Here is a 15,085-nt window from a genome sequence, read left to right as displayed (position 1 = left end):
ACCGCCCAGTCTATCCGCGGCGCATGCCCCGCCCCGCGGGCGCGGATGCGGAGAGCCCGCGGATGCCGCGCGTCACCCGAGCGGGTCGTCGGGAAGCTCCGGGGTCCCGCCGTGCGGCGAGGCGCGGGTCAGCGCGTCGTCGACCGTCGAACGGACGAGCGCCGAGAGGTAGCCGCCCGGGTTCTCCACGCCGATCCCGCCGAGGATGCCGGTGGCCTGCTGCACGATCGAGCGGGCGAACTGGGTCGCGATGGCGATCGCCTCCGCGTAGGCGGGCCGGTCGCCCTCGGCGACCACCACCGGCTCGCAGCCCATCTCGACGGCGAGCGCCTGGGCGATCGGGAGCACCGCGGCGGGCGCGGTGACGGCGGCGTACGAGGCGGGCAGCTGCCGCAGGTCGATGCTCGTGCCCGTGAACGTGATCGCCGGGTGGACGGCGAGCGGGATGGCGCCCCGCGCCGCGGCGGGGGTCAGCACGTCGGTGCCGTAGGCGGCGTCCACATGCAGGACGAGCTGACCGACCTGCCATGCCCCGAGCTCGGCGAGCCCCGCCACGAGACCGGGCAGCTCTTCGTGCGGGACGGCCAGGACGACCAGTTCGCTGCGCCGGACGACCTCCGGCGCCTCGAGCACGGGCACACCGGGCAGGATCGCCTCGACCCGGTCGTCGTCCGAACCCGAGGTGATGCCGGTGAGGGCGTGTCCGGCACCGGCGAGTGCGGCGCCCACGATGGGGCCGACCTTGCCCGCACCGATGATCCCGACTCCCAGCCGTCCGTCGCGGCTCATCGTGTCTCCGTCCTTCCCGGCGACGTCAGGTCCACCGGGTCCGGGCGCTCCGGCGTCACCGCGACGGGCACGTCGGCGGTCCCGCCGTCCGGCTCCCGCCCCTGCTCCTGCTCCTGCTCCTGCTCCTGCTCCTGTTCCTGCTCCTGCTCGGCCGCGTACCAGCGGTGCGTGCGATCCCGTGCCGAGCTCGCGATGGCGCCCGCCTCGGCCTCGGCGAACAGCGCCAACGCATCGAGCCGCTCGATCGCCCCGATGCCGGTGTAGACGGTGCCCGTGACGGTGTGCGCGCGGACGGTCGCCACCTCCAGCATCCGCTCGATCGGGCCCTGGTGCACGGCGATGCTCTGCATGCGTGCCAGCGGGACGATCGCGAGGGAGCGGAGGATGCGGCCGCGACGGAGGAACAGGGCGTCCGGCGTCATCCGGAAGCCGTTCCGACGCCAGGAGACCGGTCGCAGGAACCAGCGCGCCGCGGGCGTGGTCGTGAAGGGGTCGTCGCCCGGTTCCGCCAGCACACCGCGGGCGAAGACGAGGTCGCGCTGCTCGGCGGTCAGCCACGGCAGCAGCAGATCGACCACGCGTTCCGCGTCCGCGCGGGTGCCCACGGGCAGCACCTTGGTGAACGCCTCCGACGCCTGCTGTCCGGACCGTGTCCCGGATAGCCGGTTGATCGTGACGGTCCACCATCCCGCCCGGCGCCACAGCAACGGCTGCCGTACCTGCACGGCGTGCACACGTCCCGGCGGGAGGATCTCGGTCACGGTCGTGAACAGGCCGAACACGATCCGTACTCCGTGGTCGGTGGGGGCGATCGCGTACCGCAACGCGCGCGTCACGGACCGGATGGTGTACGCCCCGAACGCCAGGACCATCGGGAACAGACCGATGAGGATCCACGGCGTACCCACCGAAGCACCCACGATCATCGCCGCCACGGCGGCCAGGATGACGATGGTCGTGCTGCTGAGCACGACGGACCCGATGAGCCGGCCGGGCGGGATGTGGACGACCGACTCGGGTTCGGCCGGCTCCTCGACGCCCATGACGATCCCGGTCACGCCGTCCGCGATCGTGTCGGCCGCGCCACCCGCCCAGGTGCGGGCTCCCGCGGCGGACGTGACCGCCGCGCCGAGTTCCCTGCCCGACGCGAGCTGGAGGATGTCGGCGCGGACCGCCTCCGCGGCGGGCGTCGACAGGTACTCGAGCCGGACGTTGGCGTCGAGACCCGCTCCGACCACCTCGAGCTTCGCGAGGCCGAGCAGGCGCGCCACGAGCGGGCGGGTGAGGTTCACCCCCTGCACGCGGTCGAGCGGCGCACGGCGATGGGTGCGGAAGACGACGCCGCTGCGCACCTCGACGTCGTCCCCGGTGATCCGGAACGTGTGGAACCGCCAGGACAGCCAGAACAGGGCGACGAGCACCAGGACCGCTCCGAGGACCGCCAGCAGCGCGAGGAGCACCAGGTCATGGCTCAGGATGTAGTCGAGCGGGTCCCGCGGGCGCTCGGCATCCTCGTCCGGCAGGAACCAGGGCAGGAAGATGTCCACCAGGCGGTCCCGCAGGTTGGCGATCACGATGCCCACGACCACCACGAGGAAGAGCCCGCCGCGCAGCAGCGGGGTCAGCGGATGGGGCCGGTGCCATTCGCCGTCACTGAGTGGCGATCGCGCGGCGAGCGGGGGCGTGCTCACAGTCCGGTCCGACGCGTCTCGGCGACCTCGATCAGGGCGTCCCGGAGTTCCTCGGCGGCGGCCTGGGTCAGCCCGGGGAGGGCGACCGCCGTGGCCGCCGCGGCGGTGACGAGCTTGAGCTGTGCGATCCCGAAGGCGCGGTCGAGAGGGCCGTGAGTGATGTCGACCAGCTGCATCCGCCCATAGGGCACGGCGACCACGCGCTGGAAGAGGATGCCCCGGCGCAGCACGAGGTCGTTCTCGCGGAGCCGGTAGCCGAAGGAGCGCACCTGGCGGGGCGTGATCGCGAGGGTGACGGCGAACACCACGAGCAGGACGGAGGCGGGGATCCACACCCAGACCACGCCGGTCGCGAGGGAAAGGACGGTCGCAGCGACCGCGACGAGCACCAGCCACAGCGCCGTGGAGATCAGCTGCACCACGAGATAGGGACGGGCGAGCTGGTGCCATGTCCCGTCACCGATGACGAGACCCGGCCGACGCGGCTCAGGGATCGTGGAGAACGTGCCGACGTCCAGCGTGGAGTCCGCGGCGGATGCGGTGCGCTCGGGGACCTCCGAGATCACCGGGCCCTGGGCCGTCTCAGTGGGCGAGGGTGTCGCCGGCGGCTTCTCCGGTTCCGGGTTGGTCGTCATCGTCGTCCTTCCGGATGGTGCAGAGATTCTCGGCGACGAGCGCGCAGGCCGTGAGTAGCGCGCACGCCGCCACGGTTGCGATGACCGCCCCCATCGAGCTTACCGAGGGGACCACGGGGCGGGTGAGCAGGAAGATCAGGAGGCCCACCGAGAGCCCGCCGACGGCCGCTCCCACGATGCTCGCGGCCTTCGAGAGCATCGCGACCCGGACGGCGCGGAACGGATCGATCGGTGTCCGAACCGGCCCGCGCGTGGCTCGCCGGATGGGGATGGCGAGGGCGAGCACGAGTCCCCCGAGCAGGGCGAGCAGGATGGGCAGCGTCGCCGTCGGGGTGAAGGTCGCGTTCCCGGACGCGGTGAGCGCCTGGTCGATGGCGAAGCCGAGGCCCGCGCCCAGGACGGCGGCGGTGGCCAGGACCGCAGGACTCGTGCGCTTCATCGGTCCTGCTCCAGCTGTGCGCGCAGGGCGTCGACCCGGCCGAGCCCCGGTATGACGGCGTCCGGGTCGAGTTCCAGCCACGGATCGAGCACGAACGGACGCTCGGCGGCACGGGGATGCGGGACGGTCAGCCGCGGCGTGTCGACCCGGAGATCGCCGTACACGATGAGGTCGAGGTCCAGGGTCCGGTCACCCCAGCGCTCCCGCCGTTCGCGTCCGTGCCGGTCCTCGATCGCGTGCAGGTACGACAGCAGGATGGAGGGGGCCAGCCGGGTGGAGATGAGGGCGACCGTGTTCAGGTACGCCGGCGCATCCGCATCCGGTCCATCGGGACGGACGGCGACCGTCTCGATCGGGGTGGCGACGTGCACACCGGAGGTCAGGGGCAGGCGGCCGAGGTCGGCGATGGCGGCGTTCAGGAGCGTGACCCGGTCACCGAGGTTGGATCCGAGGGCTACGACCGCCTGCACCGCCGGTCCGGGGTGCGGTTCGGTCACCTGGATGCCCTGCGCGAGACGACGGTTCACCGGTCCTCCCGGGTGCGTTCGACCGTCACCGACACGTCGGTGAACGGCACGGTGATGGGGGCGGAGGGCTTGTGCACGGTGACGGCGACCGCACGCACCAGGGGGCGGGCGAGCACGACATCCGCGATCCGTCCGGCGAGCGTCTCGATCAGGTCGACCGGGCGCTGTTCGATCTCGGCGACCACGTCATCGGCGACCTCGCCGTAGTGGACGGTGTCGGCGACGTCGTCGCTCGCGGCGGCGGGCCGCAGATCCACGGTCATCGTGACGTCGACGACGAACTCCTGGCCCTCGCGCTTCTCCTCGGGATAGACCCCGTGGAAGCCGAATCCCCGCAGGCCCGTGATCGTGATCCTGTCACCGCTCATGCCGCGCCGCTCTTCCATGCCTCGGCCACCCGCAGCGCGTCGCGCGTGGTCGGCACGTCGTGCACGCGCACCGCCCAGGCGCCGGCCTGCGCGGACAGGACGCTCGTGACGGCCGTCGCCAGGTCGCGCCGTTCCTCCGACGCGTCCTCCCCGAGTACGTCGGCCAGGAAGCGCTTCCGGCTCGTGCCGACCAGCACGCGAGCGCCTGCGCCGACCAGGTGCGGGAGTCCGCGCAGCAGCTCCCAGTTCTGGGCGCCGCGCTTGGCGAAACCGATCCCGGGATCCAGGATCACGCGGGAGGGCGCGATGCCCGCGGCGGCAGCGGCGGACAACCGCTCGCGCAGCTCACCGACGACCTCGCGGGTGATGTCCCGGTACTCCGCCTGCGCGTACATCCGGTCCGAATGACCGCGCCAGTGCCCCAGGACGATGTCGGCGCGGGACTCCGCCACGACCGGCAGCAGGTCGGGATCCGCGAGACCCCCGGACACGTCGTTGACGATGCGCGCACCCGCCGCGATGGCGGCGGACGCGGTACTCGCGTTCATGGTGTCGATGCTGACCACCGCACCGAGCTCGGCGAGGGCGTACACGACCGGGATGACGCGTTCCTGCTCCTCCTCGACCGAGACGCGAGCGGATCCCGGCCGGGTCGATTCGCCGCCGACGTCGAGGATCGCCGCTCCCTGCTCCCGCAGGCGCAGCCCGTGGGCGACGGCGGATTCGGGATCCGCATGGCGTCCGCCGTCGCTGAACGAGTCGGGCGTGACGTTGACGATGCCCATGATCAGACAGGCCATTCTGTCCTTCCGGTCAGGAGTGCGATGATCTCGGCGCGCGCCGCGGGCTCGGAGAGCTCGCCGCGGGCGGCGATGGTCAGCGTATCGGCGTCCGGCTGCCGGCCGCCGCGCATCGTCATGCACTCGTGCTGCGCCTGCAGGATGACGAGGACCCCGCGGGCGTCGAGCGCGCCGGCGATCGTGTCGGCGATCTGCTCGCCCAGCCGCTCCTGAACCTGCGGCCGGGCGGCGAGCACGTCCACCACGCGCGGCAGGGCGCCGAAGCCGACCACCTGCTCGCCCGGGAGGTACGCGATGTGCGCGCGGCCGCGGAACGGCAGCAGATGGTGCTCGCAGATCGACCGGAATCGGATGTCGCGGACCATCACGGCGCCGGATGGCAGCGTCTCAGGGGCGGGACCGCGGGAGACCGAGATGGTGTGGGCCAGAGCGGCCGCGGGGTCCTCGCCGACACCGGCGAAGAACTCTGCGAAGGTGTCGGCCACGCGCTGCGGCGTCTGCTTCAGCCCCGGCCGGTCGGGGTCCTCACCGATCGCGTCGAGCATCTCGCGCACGAGTGCGGCGACACGTTCCCGGTCCACGGCCATTGGCCGAGCCTACGCGGTCGCGGGGCGCGCCTGTCCCGCAGGACGACGGGCAGGAGCCTCCTCGGCCGCCGACTCCGCTTCCTCCTGCGCGACGGCACCGACCGGCATGGTGCGGCGCGGCACCTGCACCGGCGGCACCTCAGACACCGGGCGTTCGGAGCTGGACAGCCACTGCGGGCGCTCGGGCAGACGACGGATGTCCTTGAAGATCTCGGCGAGCTCCAGGTGATCGAGCGTCTCCTTCTCGAGCAGGAGGAGAGCGAGCCGGTCGAGGACGTCACGGTTGTCGTTGAGCACCCGGTACGCCTCGTTGTGCGCCTGCTCGATGAGGGCACGCACCTGAGCGTCGACGCGCTCGGCGATGCGCTCCGAGTAGTCCCGGCCATGGCCCATGTCGCGGCCGAGGAACATCTCCCCCGAGCTGCCCCCGAGCTTCACCGGTCCCACATCCGTCGTCATGCCGTACTCGGTGACCATCTTGCGAGCGATGTTGGTCGCCTTCTCGATGTCGTTCGAGGCACCGGTCGTCGGGTCGTGGAAGACGATCTCCTCGGCGACGCGTCCGCCCATGGCGTAGGTCAGCTGGTCCTGGAGCTCGTTGCGGGTGACGGAGTACTTGTCGTCGAGCGGCAGCACCATCGTGTACCCGAGCGCCTTGCCGCGCGGCAGGATGGTGACCTTCGTGACGGGGTCGGTGTAGTTCATCGCCGCCGCAGCGAGAGCGTGGCCGCCCTCGTGGTACGCGGTGATGAGCCGCTCCTTGTCCTTCATCACGCGGGTCCGGCGCTGGGGGCCGGCGATGACGCGGTCGATCGCCTCGTCCAGCGCGCGGTTGTCGATGAGCTGAGCGTCGGAGCGCGCCGTGAGCAACGCCGCCTCGTTCAGCACGTTCGCGAGGTCCGCACCGGTGAATCCGGGGGTCTTCCGCGCGACCACCTCGAGGTCGACCGAGTCGGCCAGGGGCTTGCCGCGCCCGTGCACCTCGAGGATCTTCTGGCGACCCTTGAGATCCGGCGCATCCACGCCGATCTGACGGTCGAAGCGTCCGGGACGCAGCAGCGCCGGGTCGAGGATGTCGGGGCGGTTCGTCGCCGCGATCACGATGACGTTGACCTTCGGGTCGAAGCCGTCCATCTCGACGAGCATCTGGTTCAGCGTCTGCTCGCGCTCGTCGTGCCCGCCGCCCATGCCGGCGCCGCGGTGACGGCCGACCGCGTCGATCTCGTCGATGAAGATGATCGCCGGAGCGTTCTCCTTCGCCTGGTTGAACAGGTCGCGCACGCGGCTGGCGCCCACGCCGACGAACATCTCGACGAAGTCGGAACCGGAGATGGAGTAGAAGGGGACCCCCGCCTCACCCGCGACAGCGCGGGCGAGGAGCGTCTTACCGGTTCCGGGAGGGCCGTACAGCAGCACGCCCTTGGGGATGCGGGCACCGAGGGCCTGGAACTTGGTCGGGTCCTTCAGGAAGTCCTTGATCTCCTGCATCTCCTCGATGGCCTCGTCGGCACCGGCGACGTCCTGGAAGGTCACGGTCGGCGTCTCCTTCGAGACGAGCTTCGCGCGGGACTTCCCGAACTGCATGACCTTGTTGCCGCCGCCCTGGGCGGAGGAGATGAGGAACCAGAAGATGAGGCCGAGCAGCAGGATCGGCAGCATCAGGGAGAGCAGGCCGTCGAACCACGTCGCGCGCGGCACCACGTCGTTGAAGCCGTCCGAGGGGTTGGCCGCGTCGACCGCGCTGACGACCTCGTCGGCGCGGGCACCCACGTAATAGAACTGGACGTCGTTGGCGCCCTCGTAGGGGCTCGACAGCTTCATGTCGACGCGCTGGTCGCCATCCGTGTTGGTGACCTCCGTGACCGTGTTCCCGGAGAGCAGCTCCAGACCCTGCTGCGTGGTGATCTGCTTGGCGCCGCCGAGGCTGGAGATCAGGGAAAAGCCCACGATGAGGAAGAGCCCGATCAGGAGCACATACAAAAGAGGATTGCGGGTGATCTTCTTGAAGTCCATTGTGCGGGGACGGACCCCGGCCCTTTCGTCAACGAACCGCCTGCCGGACGGTCGTTACAGGGTAGCGCGAGCCATCTATGACCCGTCTGTGCATTCGCCCACGGCGTACAGCCCGGGCGGGCGCTCAGGAGTAGACGTGCGGCGCGAGGACGGCGACGTCGCGGAGGTTGCGGTAGCGCTCCGCGTAGTCGAGTCCGTAGCCCACGACGAACTCGTTCGGAATGTCGAATCCGACGTAACGGCAGTCGACCTCGACCTTCGCGGCCTCGGGCTTGCGGAAGAGGGCGAACACCTCGACGGAGGCGGCGCCGCGCGCGGCGAAGTTCTCCAGCAGCCAGCTCAGGGTGAGTCCCGAGTCGATGATGTCCTCGACGATCAGGACGTGCTTGTCGTGGATGTCGGTGTCGAGGTCCTTGCGGATCTGCACGACACCGCTCGAGCGGGTTCCCGTGCCGTAGGAGGAGACCGCCATCCAGTCCATCGGGGCGAGGAGCGGCAGGGCGCGGGAGAAATCGGCCATCACCATGATCGCGCCCTTCAGGACGCCGACGAGCACGAGATCCTTGCCCTTGTAGTCGTCGGCCACCTGTGCCGCGATCTCGTCGAGCTTCGCGAGGATCTCCTCCTCCGTGGCCAGGACAGTGGTGAGGTCGTCCGCAAGATCGGCTGCGCGCATGGGTTGAGTCTACGAGCCCGGAACTGTGGCCGAGGTGAAGACGATCCTGGGCCCCTCGCGGTGTGCGCGGCAGCCCGGCAGGTCGATGGGACCCTGGCCGCGCCAGTCGGTGACGAGCCGCGCGACCTCCAGGGTCTGGGTCCGGCTCAGCGACACGTGGAACTCGCTGGCGACGACGTGGCGGATGATGCGGTTGCGCAGCGCCGCGGGGTTGGCCGCGAGCGCGGGGACCGATACCGCGATGCCCGCCTCGGCGGGCTCGACGATGTCCTCGATCGTCTCGTCGATCATCTCCGCGAACGCCTCGGCGTCCTCGCGCAGCTGTTCGGCGGTGCGCGCGAGCGCCTCCGCGACGCCCGGTCCGAGCTCCGCTTCCAGCACCGGGAGCACCCTGGTGCGGGTGCGGACCCGGGCGTACTGCGGGTCCTCGTTGTGCGGGTCGTGCCAGGGGGTCAGACCCTGCGCGGCGCACGCCGCCTCGGTGGTGGCCCGCCGGACGCCGAGGAGCGGACGCGTCCAGGCGATCTCGTCCTCGTCGACGATGGGCGCCATCCCGGCCAGGCTCGCGGCACCGGATCCCCGGGCGAGGCCGAGCAGCACGGTCTCCGCCTGATCGTCGAGCGTGTGGCCGAGCAGCACCGCGGAGGCGGTGTAGTCGTAGGCGGCGTCGCGGAGGGCCTCGTAGCGCGCCGCGCGCGCGGCGGCCTCCGGGCCTCCCTCGTCGCCGACCTCCACGGCGACGATGTGGGCCTCGAGCCCGAGCCTCCGCGCCGTCTCCGCCGCTTCGGCCGCGACGGCGACGGAACCGGGCTGGAGCCCGTGGTCGACCGTGACGGCGATCGCCCGGACGGCGGCCTTCTCCGCCTCGAAGGCGACCGCGGCAGCGAGCGCGAGCGAGTCCGCCCCGCCCGAGAAGGCGATCAGGACGGTGGTGTGGCCCTCGAGGGCCGGCCGTACGGCTCGGCGGGTCTCGGCGACCGCAGGATCCAGCTTCGGACGCATGCTCCCACCGTAGCGCGGCGCACAACTCCTGCAATCGGCCCGGCTCCGCCGCCCGCGGCGGCCCCCTCCCCCGATCTGCAGGAGTTGTGCGCCGCGCGACGGCCGAACGGCACCGGTGCCGCCCGGGTCACGCGGCTAGGCTGGTGCGCGGAATCCACCGAACCTCCGAAGGAGCACACGTATGGGCGCATACGACGCCGTCATCGAGATCCCGCGCGGCAGCCGCGTCAAGTACGAGGTCGACCACGGCACGGGTCGGGTCTTCCTCGACCGCGTCCTGTTCACCCCGATGGGATACCCCAGCAACTACGGGTTCTTCGAGAACACACTGGGCGAGGACGGCGACCCGCTCGACGTCATGGTCCTGCTCGACCGGGAGATCTACCCCGGTGTGATGGCCAAGGTGCGCCCCGTCGCCGTCCTGAAGATGAGCGACGAGGCCGGCGGCGACGACAAGGTCGTGGCGGTGCTCGCCAAGGACCCGCGCTGGGCGCACATCCAGGACGTCGGCGACATCGACGAGTGGACCAAGGGCGAGATCAACCACTTCTTCGAGCACTACAAGGACCTCGAGCCCGGCAAGTGGGTCAAGGTCGACGCCTGGGGCGACGCGGCCGAGGCCGAACGTCTCGTCTCCGAGGCGTTCACCCGCTTCGAGGAGCACGAGGGCGAGACCCGCACGCAGGGTGAGGGCGAGTCCCCCAAGACCGTCTGACTCAGACGCTGCGAAAGACGAGGAGCGGATGCCGGGCGACCGGCATCCGCTCCTCCTCGTTTCAGGGGCGGTCTAGATCCACACGCCGCGGTTCGCGAGGAAGTGCCGCGGGTTGGTCGTGCCGCCGTTGACGTAGACCTCGAAGTGCAGGTGGCAGCCGAACGAGTTCCCCGTGTTTCCGACGTGCGCGATGACCTGACCGGCGTTGACCCACTGTCCACGCGAGACGCGGATGCCGCCGCCCACGATGTGCGCATACCCGGTCGCGACGCCGCCACCGTGCTCGATCCGTACGAAGTTCCCGTATCCGCCGTTGCCGCCGGCATAGCTGACCGTGCCGGCAGCGGCGGCGTAGATGTTCCCCCAGCATCCGGTACCGAAGTCCGTGCCGTAATGGGTGCCGCTGGCGCAATAGCTGGGTCCGCACTGGGAGTACCGCGGCCCGTACTCGCTGGACACGCCGCCCGCGGTCGGGCGCACCCATCCGGAGCCGTTGTTGACGGGAGCGCCACCGCCACCGCCTCCGCCGCCGCCGCCGCCACCACCGCCTCCGCCGCCCTGGTTGTTCTTGGCGGCCTCCTCGGCGGCACGGCGGGCGGCTTCCGCCGCCGCGGCCGCGGCCGCTGCCTCACGCGCCTTGCGCTCTTCTTCCTCACGGCGCCGCTGCTCCGCGACGCCGGCTTGGTAGTCGGCGACGGTCTTGGCCGTGGTGTCCTTGAGCGCGGCGAGCTGCGCCTGCAGTTCACTCAGGTGCGCGTTCTGCGCGTCGAGGGCCGCCTGGGCCGCGTCCGCTGCCGCCTGCGACTCCTGCATGGCGACCTCGGCCGCCTGCTGGAGCTTGTCGCGCTCGTCGCGCGCCGACTTGGCCTGATCGGTGAGCACCACCGCGGCGTTGCGCGCGGTGACCGCATCCGCGTACACCGCCTGGTTGCGCTCGAGGAGCTTGTCCATGGTGCCGAGCCGGTCGAGCAGGTCGTCGGCACCCGCCGCTGATCCCGTGAAGAACAGCTGCATCGACGTGTCGTCGCCGCCGGAGCGGTAGAGCTGGCTCGCGACGCGACCGGCCTTGTTGGCCGCTTCGGTCGCCGCGGCGGCCTGCGCGTCGGCCTGCGTCTGCAGCGAGTCCGCGCGGAAAGCGGCGTCGAAGAACGCCTGCTGCGCCGCGAAGAACTCGTTCGACTTCTGCAGCGCGATCGCCTGCTTGTTCGCGACATCAGCCTGCAGTTGGGCGATGAGTCCCTCGATGCGAGAGATCTCGGAGTTCTTCGCCGACTCGTTGTTCTTGGCACGCTGCACGTCATCCCAGGAGGGGTAGCCCTCGATGGCGAAGGCCCGCGGCATGTGCGGACCGGCCACGACTCCGAGCCCCACGACGCCGAGCGCACCGACGCCGAGGGCGCCCCGGCGGGTCACGCCTGGCCAGAGGCGCGCACGCTCACGAGGCGTCGGAGCGCAATCGCAATCCTCCGCCGGCGGGAATTCTTCGGGTGTCACAGGAGCCTCTCCGTACAGCACAACTTTGAACACAGTAACAACTTCACTCACATGCGCAACAGTTTTGCCCGGTCCGGGGCGTTTTCGTCACCTGAGGGCGAAGGCGTGCTCGCGTCATCCTCCCTCCGTCTCAGCCCATGGCGCGGGCGGCGCGCGGACACGGCCGCGATCTCGATTTGGCGCAACGGCGGAGGGATGCGTATGCTTGACCTTCGGTAAGCGTGAGCCCACCGGGTTCGCTCGGCCCCATCGTTTAGCGGCCTAGGACGCCGCCCTTTCACGGCGGTAGCACGGGTTCGAATCCCGTTGGGGTCACTCACCGACATACAATTGAATACATCAAGGCCCTGTAGCGCAGTTGGTTAGCGTGCCGCCCTGTCACGGCGGAGGTCGCGGGTTCAAGTCCCGTCAGGGTCGCTCTGAGCGACGGGCCCTTTCTTCTGGAGAGGGCCTTTCGTCTCGGGCGCGACATTCGTGCCGCGCGGCTCTGTAGCTCAGTTGGTAGAGCGTTCGACTGAAAATCGAAAGGTCACCGGATCGATGCCGGTCGGAGCCACAAGGATCATCATTACAGTGATCCCAGAAACCCTCGCCTAGCTTCTACATGGCGGGGGTTTTGCTTTTCCCCTCCGGACCGTCCCGACGCATCTCACTCTGGCCTTCCCCTCGCGCCGTCTCATAGGTTGGGAGCATGCGCGACCTGCAGAATCCTCTGCTTCCAGCCGGGTACGACATCGCCTGGTCGACGATCACGGCGCTCACGATCTGCCTTGTCGTTGTGGCTCTGATCTCGCTCGCCCGCTCAGCCAAGCGCCTGACCTCAGCTCAGGCGTTGGGGTGGACCCTGGTCACGCTCCTTCTTCCCGTGCTCGGGCCTATCGCCTGGTTGTCGATCGGACGGCGGTCGGCCTCGACAGAGCGCGCCCGCCAGCAGACCTAGCCGAGCGGGGAGGATCGTGAACAGCACGACGAAGAAGATCAGCTGGGGGGTTGCCGGCCTGGCGGTCGTCGGCCTCTTCGCCCTCGCGCTCCCGGCGGTGTCGTCAGTCGTCACCACCGCGCAAGCCCTGGGCAGCAACACAGCGAAGCTGCTCGAAGAGCCCGAACCCGAGTCGGAACCCGCCGGACAGCGGGCGGCCTCGACCGCCGAGCTTCCCGAAGGCTATGTGGACATCGGCGAAGGCGTCTCCATCCCCGCGGGCGGTCCCGGCGACTGCACGGCATCGTCGTTCATCAACATCACGAGGGACGACGGCAGCCCCTGGCGCGCGAGCCTCCTCGGCCCCGACCTCGTCGACATGGGGCCGCGGGAGTTCGCGGTCGGTGATGTCGGTTATGCGGCGGACGGCCGCATCGCGACATACACCGTCGAACCCGGCGACTCCCCGTGGGCGATCGGCGACCGGTTCTGCCTCAACAACGGCAATGCGGTCCCCCTGTTGAACGGTCTCAAAGGCTATGAGGCGATCCAGCCGGGCCAGGTACTCGTCCTCAACCCCGAAGCCGTCCCCGACTTCGAGTTCGTCTATCCCTACGACGAGTAGCCACCGGATCCTCACGGTCTGCCCGGCTGCCGTCGTCATTCGAGCGCGCCCCTGCCGCCTTCGCGGCTGCCCGTCAGCGGTACGAGATCCCGCGATCATCGCGGCCGGCGGCGGCGCGACCGTCAACACGTCGTCGATCCTGGGCGTGGTCGGCGAGCCGACGGCGGCCCCGTACGCGGCCGCCAAGCACGGCGTCGCGGGCATGACGAAGTCGGCGCGAGCCGCGTATGCCGCGCAGGGAGTGCGGATCAACTCGGTCCATCCGGGCTACATGGACACCCCCTCCTGGAGGCGCTCCCGCGAGAGGCGTACGACGCCCTCGTGCAGAAGTATCTGATCGACGGCGGCTACACCGCGATCTGACGGCTCCGTCGCCGGCCGACCGGGCCGGCGAGACGCCGCGCTACCCACTGCGCCGTGCGGGGTATCGCGCCGTCGTCATCGTGGATAGGTTGAGGGCCAGATCCTGGAGGTACGACCGACAGGACCGGGGGGGGGCGCGGATGCGGATGTCACGACGGGTCGACCGGGACGGTGGCCGCCGATCCCTCCTCCGCACGGTGATCGGGCTGGCCGCCGCCGCGGCCCTGTGCACCGGCCTCACCGCATGCGTGACGGCGCCGGCAGCGTCGGATGCCTCACCGACTCCGACCGGCCAGGGTCGGACACCCGGTTCGTCGATGGACCCCGAGCTCGTGACCGCGCTGGAGGCGGCGCTGGACGAATCGTTCGGCGCGACCCAGCTTCCCGGCATCCTCGTCGGACTCTGGATCCCCGGCCATGGCGAGTGGGTGGCATCGCGCGGGACGGCGAACCTCGAGACCGGCGAGCCGATGAAAGCGGGCAACCAGCAGAAGATCGGCAGCATCACCAAGAGCATCGTCACCAGCGTCGCCCTGCAGATCATCGGCGAAGGCACATCCGGCATCGCCCTGGAGGACACGATCGACCGCTGGTACCCGGAGTTCCCCGAGGCCTCCCGCATCACCGTCAGGATGCTGATGAACATGTCCAGCGGCATCGGCCCGCCGGGGATGGAGCAGATCGAGCGCATCTGTGCGGACCCGCAGGCGAGTCCCGATCCGGAGCGTGTGATCGCCATCGGAGCGGCGACGCCGCGGACCGGCTTCGCCCCGGGCGAGGGATTCAGCTACTCGGGCTTCAACACGTTCATCCTCGGACGCATCCTCGAGCGTCAGACCGGCGACGACCTCGCCGGTCTGATCCAGGCCCGGATCATCGAACCGTTCGGCATGAACCGCAGCCGGTTCGCCCCCGACGGGCAGGTGGAAGCTCCCTCGACACACGGGTACAGCCTGTTCTGCCCTGGGATGCCGCAGCCCACGGACACGATCGAGTGGTCCAACGCGGAGAGCTGGGCTGCCGGCGGCATGGTGTCCACCCTGGACGACATGCACGCCTGGGGCCGGGCCCTGGGGTCGGGGGCGGGTATCGCTCCGGATCTGCTGCGCGCCCGGTACGCCGCGGCGCCCGGCTCCGAGACCGACGGACTCGGCTACGGGCTGGGGGTGATGGTGCACCGGGACGTCGCCACGCGATGCATCCTCGCACTCGGGCACACCGGCGCGGAGCCCGGGTACGGCACGAACGTCACTTACTTCACCGGCACGGATGCCGTGTTCGTCGCCTTCGCCAACGGCGACGGCGGAACCGGCGAGGAGATCTTCCAGGTCACCCAGGCGCTGCGCCCCCTCTTCCCGTCGACGGTCAGCGAGGTGCCCACCCAGACGTGCAGCGAGTGAGATGCGGCGTCGGACCCGTCGGGTCGAGCTGCATCCATCCGA

The 15,085-nt window shown here is 70.4% G+C and carries 17 protein-coding genes and 3 tRNA genes; 8 read left to right on the top strand and 12 right to left on the bottom strand.

Annotated features, from left to right (window positions below):
- Nucleotides 1-72: 72 nt before the first annotated feature.
- From F6J84_RS01215 to tilS, 11 genes are all read right to left on the bottom strand, one after another.
- Nucleotides 73-789: a DUF2520 domain-containing protein gene (locus F6J84_RS01215; RefSeq protein WP_150970729.1), complete on the bottom strand. Its 717-nt coding sequence runs from the start codon at nucleotides 787-789 to the stop codon at nucleotides 73-75.
- The gene (locus F6J84_RS01210; RefSeq protein WP_191905714.1) at nucleotides 786-2,480 is read right to left on the bottom strand and encodes a PH domain-containing protein; all 1,695 of its coding nucleotides are present in this window, start codon (nucleotides 2,478-2,480) and stop codon (nucleotides 786-788) included. The genes F6J84_RS01215 and F6J84_RS01210 overlap by 4 nt, the downstream gene beginning before the upstream one ends.
- A complete protein-coding gene (locus F6J84_RS01205) occupies nucleotides 2,477-3,115 on the bottom strand; it encodes a PH domain-containing protein (protein WP_150970727.1) in 639 nt (212 codons plus the stop codon). Before F6J84_RS01205 ends, F6J84_RS01210 begins: the two co-directional genes overlap by 4 nt.
- On the bottom strand, nucleotides 3,063-3,554 hold the full coding sequence (locus tag F6J84_RS01200) for a DUF3180 family protein (protein WP_150970725.1): 492 nt from the start codon (nucleotides 3,552-3,554) through the stop codon (nucleotides 3,063-3,065). The genes F6J84_RS01205 and F6J84_RS01200 overlap by 53 nt, the downstream gene beginning before the upstream one ends.
- Nucleotides 3,551-4,081 (bottom strand): 2-amino-4-hydroxy-6-hydroxymethyldihydropteridine diphosphokinase, encoded by a 531-nt coding sequence (folK, locus tag F6J84_RS01195; protein WP_150970723.1) that lies wholly within the window; start codon nucleotides 4,079-4,081, stop codon nucleotides 3,551-3,553. Before folK ends, F6J84_RS01200 begins: the two co-directional genes overlap by 4 nt.
- Nucleotides 4,078-4,449 (bottom strand): dihydroneopterin aldolase, encoded by a 372-nt coding sequence (gene folB / locus F6J84_RS01190; protein WP_150970721.1) that lies wholly within the window; start codon nucleotides 4,447-4,449, stop codon nucleotides 4,078-4,080. Before folB ends, folK begins: the two co-directional genes overlap by 4 nt.
- Nucleotides 4,446-5,249: a dihydropteroate synthase gene (folP, locus tag F6J84_RS01185; RefSeq protein WP_150970719.1), complete on the bottom strand. Its 804-nt coding sequence runs from the start codon at nucleotides 5,247-5,249 to the stop codon at nucleotides 4,446-4,448. The genes folB and folP overlap by 4 nt, the downstream gene beginning before the upstream one ends.
- Nucleotides 5,237-5,836: a GTP cyclohydrolase I gene (gene folE / locus F6J84_RS01180; RefSeq protein ID WP_150970717.1), complete on the bottom strand. Its 600-nt coding sequence runs from the start codon at nucleotides 5,834-5,836 to the stop codon at nucleotides 5,237-5,239. The genes folP and folE overlap by 13 nt, the downstream gene beginning before the upstream one ends.
- Nucleotides 5,837-5,845: 9 nt before the next feature.
- Nucleotides 5,846-7,849, bottom strand: a complete 2,004-nt coding sequence (ftsH, locus tag F6J84_RS01175; RefSeq protein ID WP_150970715.1) for an ATP-dependent zinc metalloprotease FtsH — start codon at nucleotides 7,847-7,849, stop codon at nucleotides 5,846-5,848.
- 124 nt (nucleotides 7,850-7,973) lie between these two features.
- The gene (hpt, locus tag F6J84_RS01170; protein ID WP_150970713.1) at nucleotides 7,974-8,525 is read right to left on the bottom strand and encodes a hypoxanthine phosphoribosyltransferase; all 552 of its coding nucleotides are present in this window, start codon (nucleotides 8,523-8,525) and stop codon (nucleotides 7,974-7,976) included.
- Between the two features lie 9 nt (nucleotides 8,526-8,534).
- Nucleotides 8,535-9,527, bottom strand: a complete 993-nt coding sequence (gene tilS / locus F6J84_RS01165; RefSeq protein ID WP_150970710.1) for a tRNA lysidine(34) synthetase TilS — start codon at nucleotides 9,525-9,527, stop codon at nucleotides 8,535-8,537.
- 181 nt (nucleotides 9,528-9,708) lie between these two features.
- On the opposite strand from tilS, the gene F6J84_RS01160 reads away from it, so the two are divergent.
- Nucleotides 9,709-10,242 carry an inorganic diphosphatase gene (locus F6J84_RS01160; RefSeq protein ID WP_150970708.1) on the top strand — a complete coding sequence of 178 codons (534 nt, stop codon included), beginning with the start codon at nucleotides 9,709-9,711 and terminating at the stop codon, nucleotides 10,240-10,242.
- 72 nt (nucleotides 10,243-10,314) lie between these two features.
- Here F6J84_RS01160 and F6J84_RS01155 read toward each other — a convergent pair whose 3' ends face one another.
- Entirely contained in the window at nucleotides 10,315-11,583 is a 1,269-nt protein-coding gene (locus F6J84_RS01155) for a peptidoglycan DD-metalloendopeptidase family protein (protein WP_420846189.1), read from the bottom strand.
- Nucleotides 11,584-11,978: 395 nt separating this feature from the next.
- Here F6J84_RS01155 and F6J84_RS01150 point away from each other — a divergent pair.
- From F6J84_RS01150 to F6J84_RS01120, 7 genes are all read left to right on the top strand, one after another.
- A tRNA-Glu gene (locus F6J84_RS01150) sits at nucleotides 11,979-12,051 on the top strand.
- Between the two features lie 28 nt (nucleotides 12,052-12,079).
- Nucleotides 12,080-12,153, top strand: a tRNA-Asp gene (locus F6J84_RS01145).
- A 66-nt stretch (nucleotides 12,154-12,219) separates the two neighbouring features.
- Nucleotides 12,220-12,292: transfer RNA gene (locus F6J84_RS01140), tRNA-Phe, on the top strand.
- A 135-nt stretch (nucleotides 12,293-12,427) separates the two neighbouring features.
- Complete coding sequence (locus tag F6J84_RS01135; RefSeq protein WP_150970706.1) at nucleotides 12,428-12,676, top strand: PLDc N-terminal domain-containing protein; 249 nt, start codon at nucleotides 12,428-12,430, stop codon at nucleotides 12,674-12,676.
- A gap of 16 nt (nucleotides 12,677-12,692) precedes the next feature.
- Nucleotides 12,693-13,280, top strand: coding sequence for a LysM peptidoglycan-binding domain-containing protein (locus tag F6J84_RS01130; protein WP_150970704.1), 588 nt, complete (start codon nucleotides 12,693-12,695; stop codon nucleotides 13,278-13,280).
- Nucleotides 13,195-13,617, top strand: coding sequence for an SDR family NAD(P)-dependent oxidoreductase (locus F6J84_RS15790; RefSeq protein WP_150970702.1), 423 nt, complete (start codon nucleotides 13,195-13,197; stop codon nucleotides 13,615-13,617). Before F6J84_RS01130 ends, F6J84_RS15790 begins: the two co-directional genes overlap by 86 nt.
- 172 nt (nucleotides 13,618-13,789) lie before the next feature.
- Complete coding sequence (locus tag F6J84_RS01120; protein WP_238702552.1) at nucleotides 13,790-15,043, top strand: serine hydrolase domain-containing protein; 1,254 nt, start codon at nucleotides 13,790-13,792, stop codon at nucleotides 15,041-15,043.
- Nucleotides 15,044-15,085: the final 42 nt, after the last annotated feature.

The sequence above is a fragment of the Microbacterium caowuchunii genome (genome assembly GCF_008727755.1).
Lineage (GTDB): Bacteria > Actinomycetota > Actinomycetes > Actinomycetales > Microbacteriaceae > Microbacterium > Microbacterium caowuchunii.
The sequence above is the reverse complement of the archived record's forward strand: the minus strand, read 5'-3'. Positions and strand labels throughout refer to the sequence as shown.

Excerpts from the sequence above, each read along its gene's own strand:
- F6J84_RS01160 (WP_150970708.1), top strand. The coding sequence starts at position 9,709 with ATGGGCGCATACGACGCCGTCATCGAGATCCCGCGCGGCAGCCGCGTC.
- folE (WP_150970717.1), bottom strand. The coding sequence starts at position 5,836 with ATGGCCGTGGACCGGGAACGTGTCGCCGCACTCGTGCGCGAGATGCTC.
- F6J84_RS15790 (WP_150970702.1), top strand. The coding sequence starts at position 13,195 with ATGAGGCGATCCAGCCGGGCCAGGTACTCGTCCTCAACCCCGAAGCCG.
- F6J84_RS01215 (WP_150970729.1), bottom strand. The coding sequence starts at position 789 with ATGAGCCGCGACGGACGGCTGGGAGTCGGGATCATCGGTGCGGGCAAG.
- folB (WP_150970721.1), bottom strand. The coding sequence starts at position 4,449 with ATGAGCGGTGACAGGATCACGATCACGGGCCTGCGGGGATTCGGCTTC.
- folP (WP_150970719.1), bottom strand. The coding sequence starts at position 5,249 with ATGGCCTGTCTGATCATGGGCATCGTCAACGTCACGCCCGACTCGTTC.
- ftsH (WP_150970715.1), bottom strand. The coding sequence starts at position 7,849 with ATGGACTTCAAGAAGATCACCCGCAATCCTCTTTTGTATGTGCTCCTG.
- F6J84_RS01120 (WP_238702552.1), top strand. The coding sequence starts at position 13,790 with ATGTCACGACGGGTCGACCGGGACGGTGGCCGCCGATCCCTCCTCCGC.
- tilS (WP_150970710.1), bottom strand. The coding sequence starts at position 9,527 with ATGCGTCCGAAGCTGGATCCTGCGGTCGCCGAGACCCGCCGAGCCGTA.
- F6J84_RS01135 (WP_150970706.1), top strand. The coding sequence starts at position 12,428 with ATGCGCGACCTGCAGAATCCTCTGCTTCCAGCCGGGTACGACATCGCC.
- F6J84_RS01200 (WP_150970725.1), bottom strand. The coding sequence starts at position 3,554 with ATGAAGCGCACGAGTCCTGCGGTCCTGGCCACCGCCGCCGTCCTGGGC.
- hpt (WP_150970713.1), bottom strand. The coding sequence starts at position 8,525 with ATGCGCGCAGCCGATCTTGCGGACGACCTCACCACTGTCCTGGCCACG.
- F6J84_RS01205 (WP_150970727.1), bottom strand. The coding sequence starts at position 3,115 with ATGACGACCAACCCGGAACCGGAGAAGCCGCCGGCGACACCCTCGCCC.
- F6J84_RS01155 (WP_420846189.1), bottom strand. The coding sequence starts at position 11,583 with ATGCCGCGGGCCTTCGCCATCGAGGGCTACCCCTCCTGGGATGACGTG.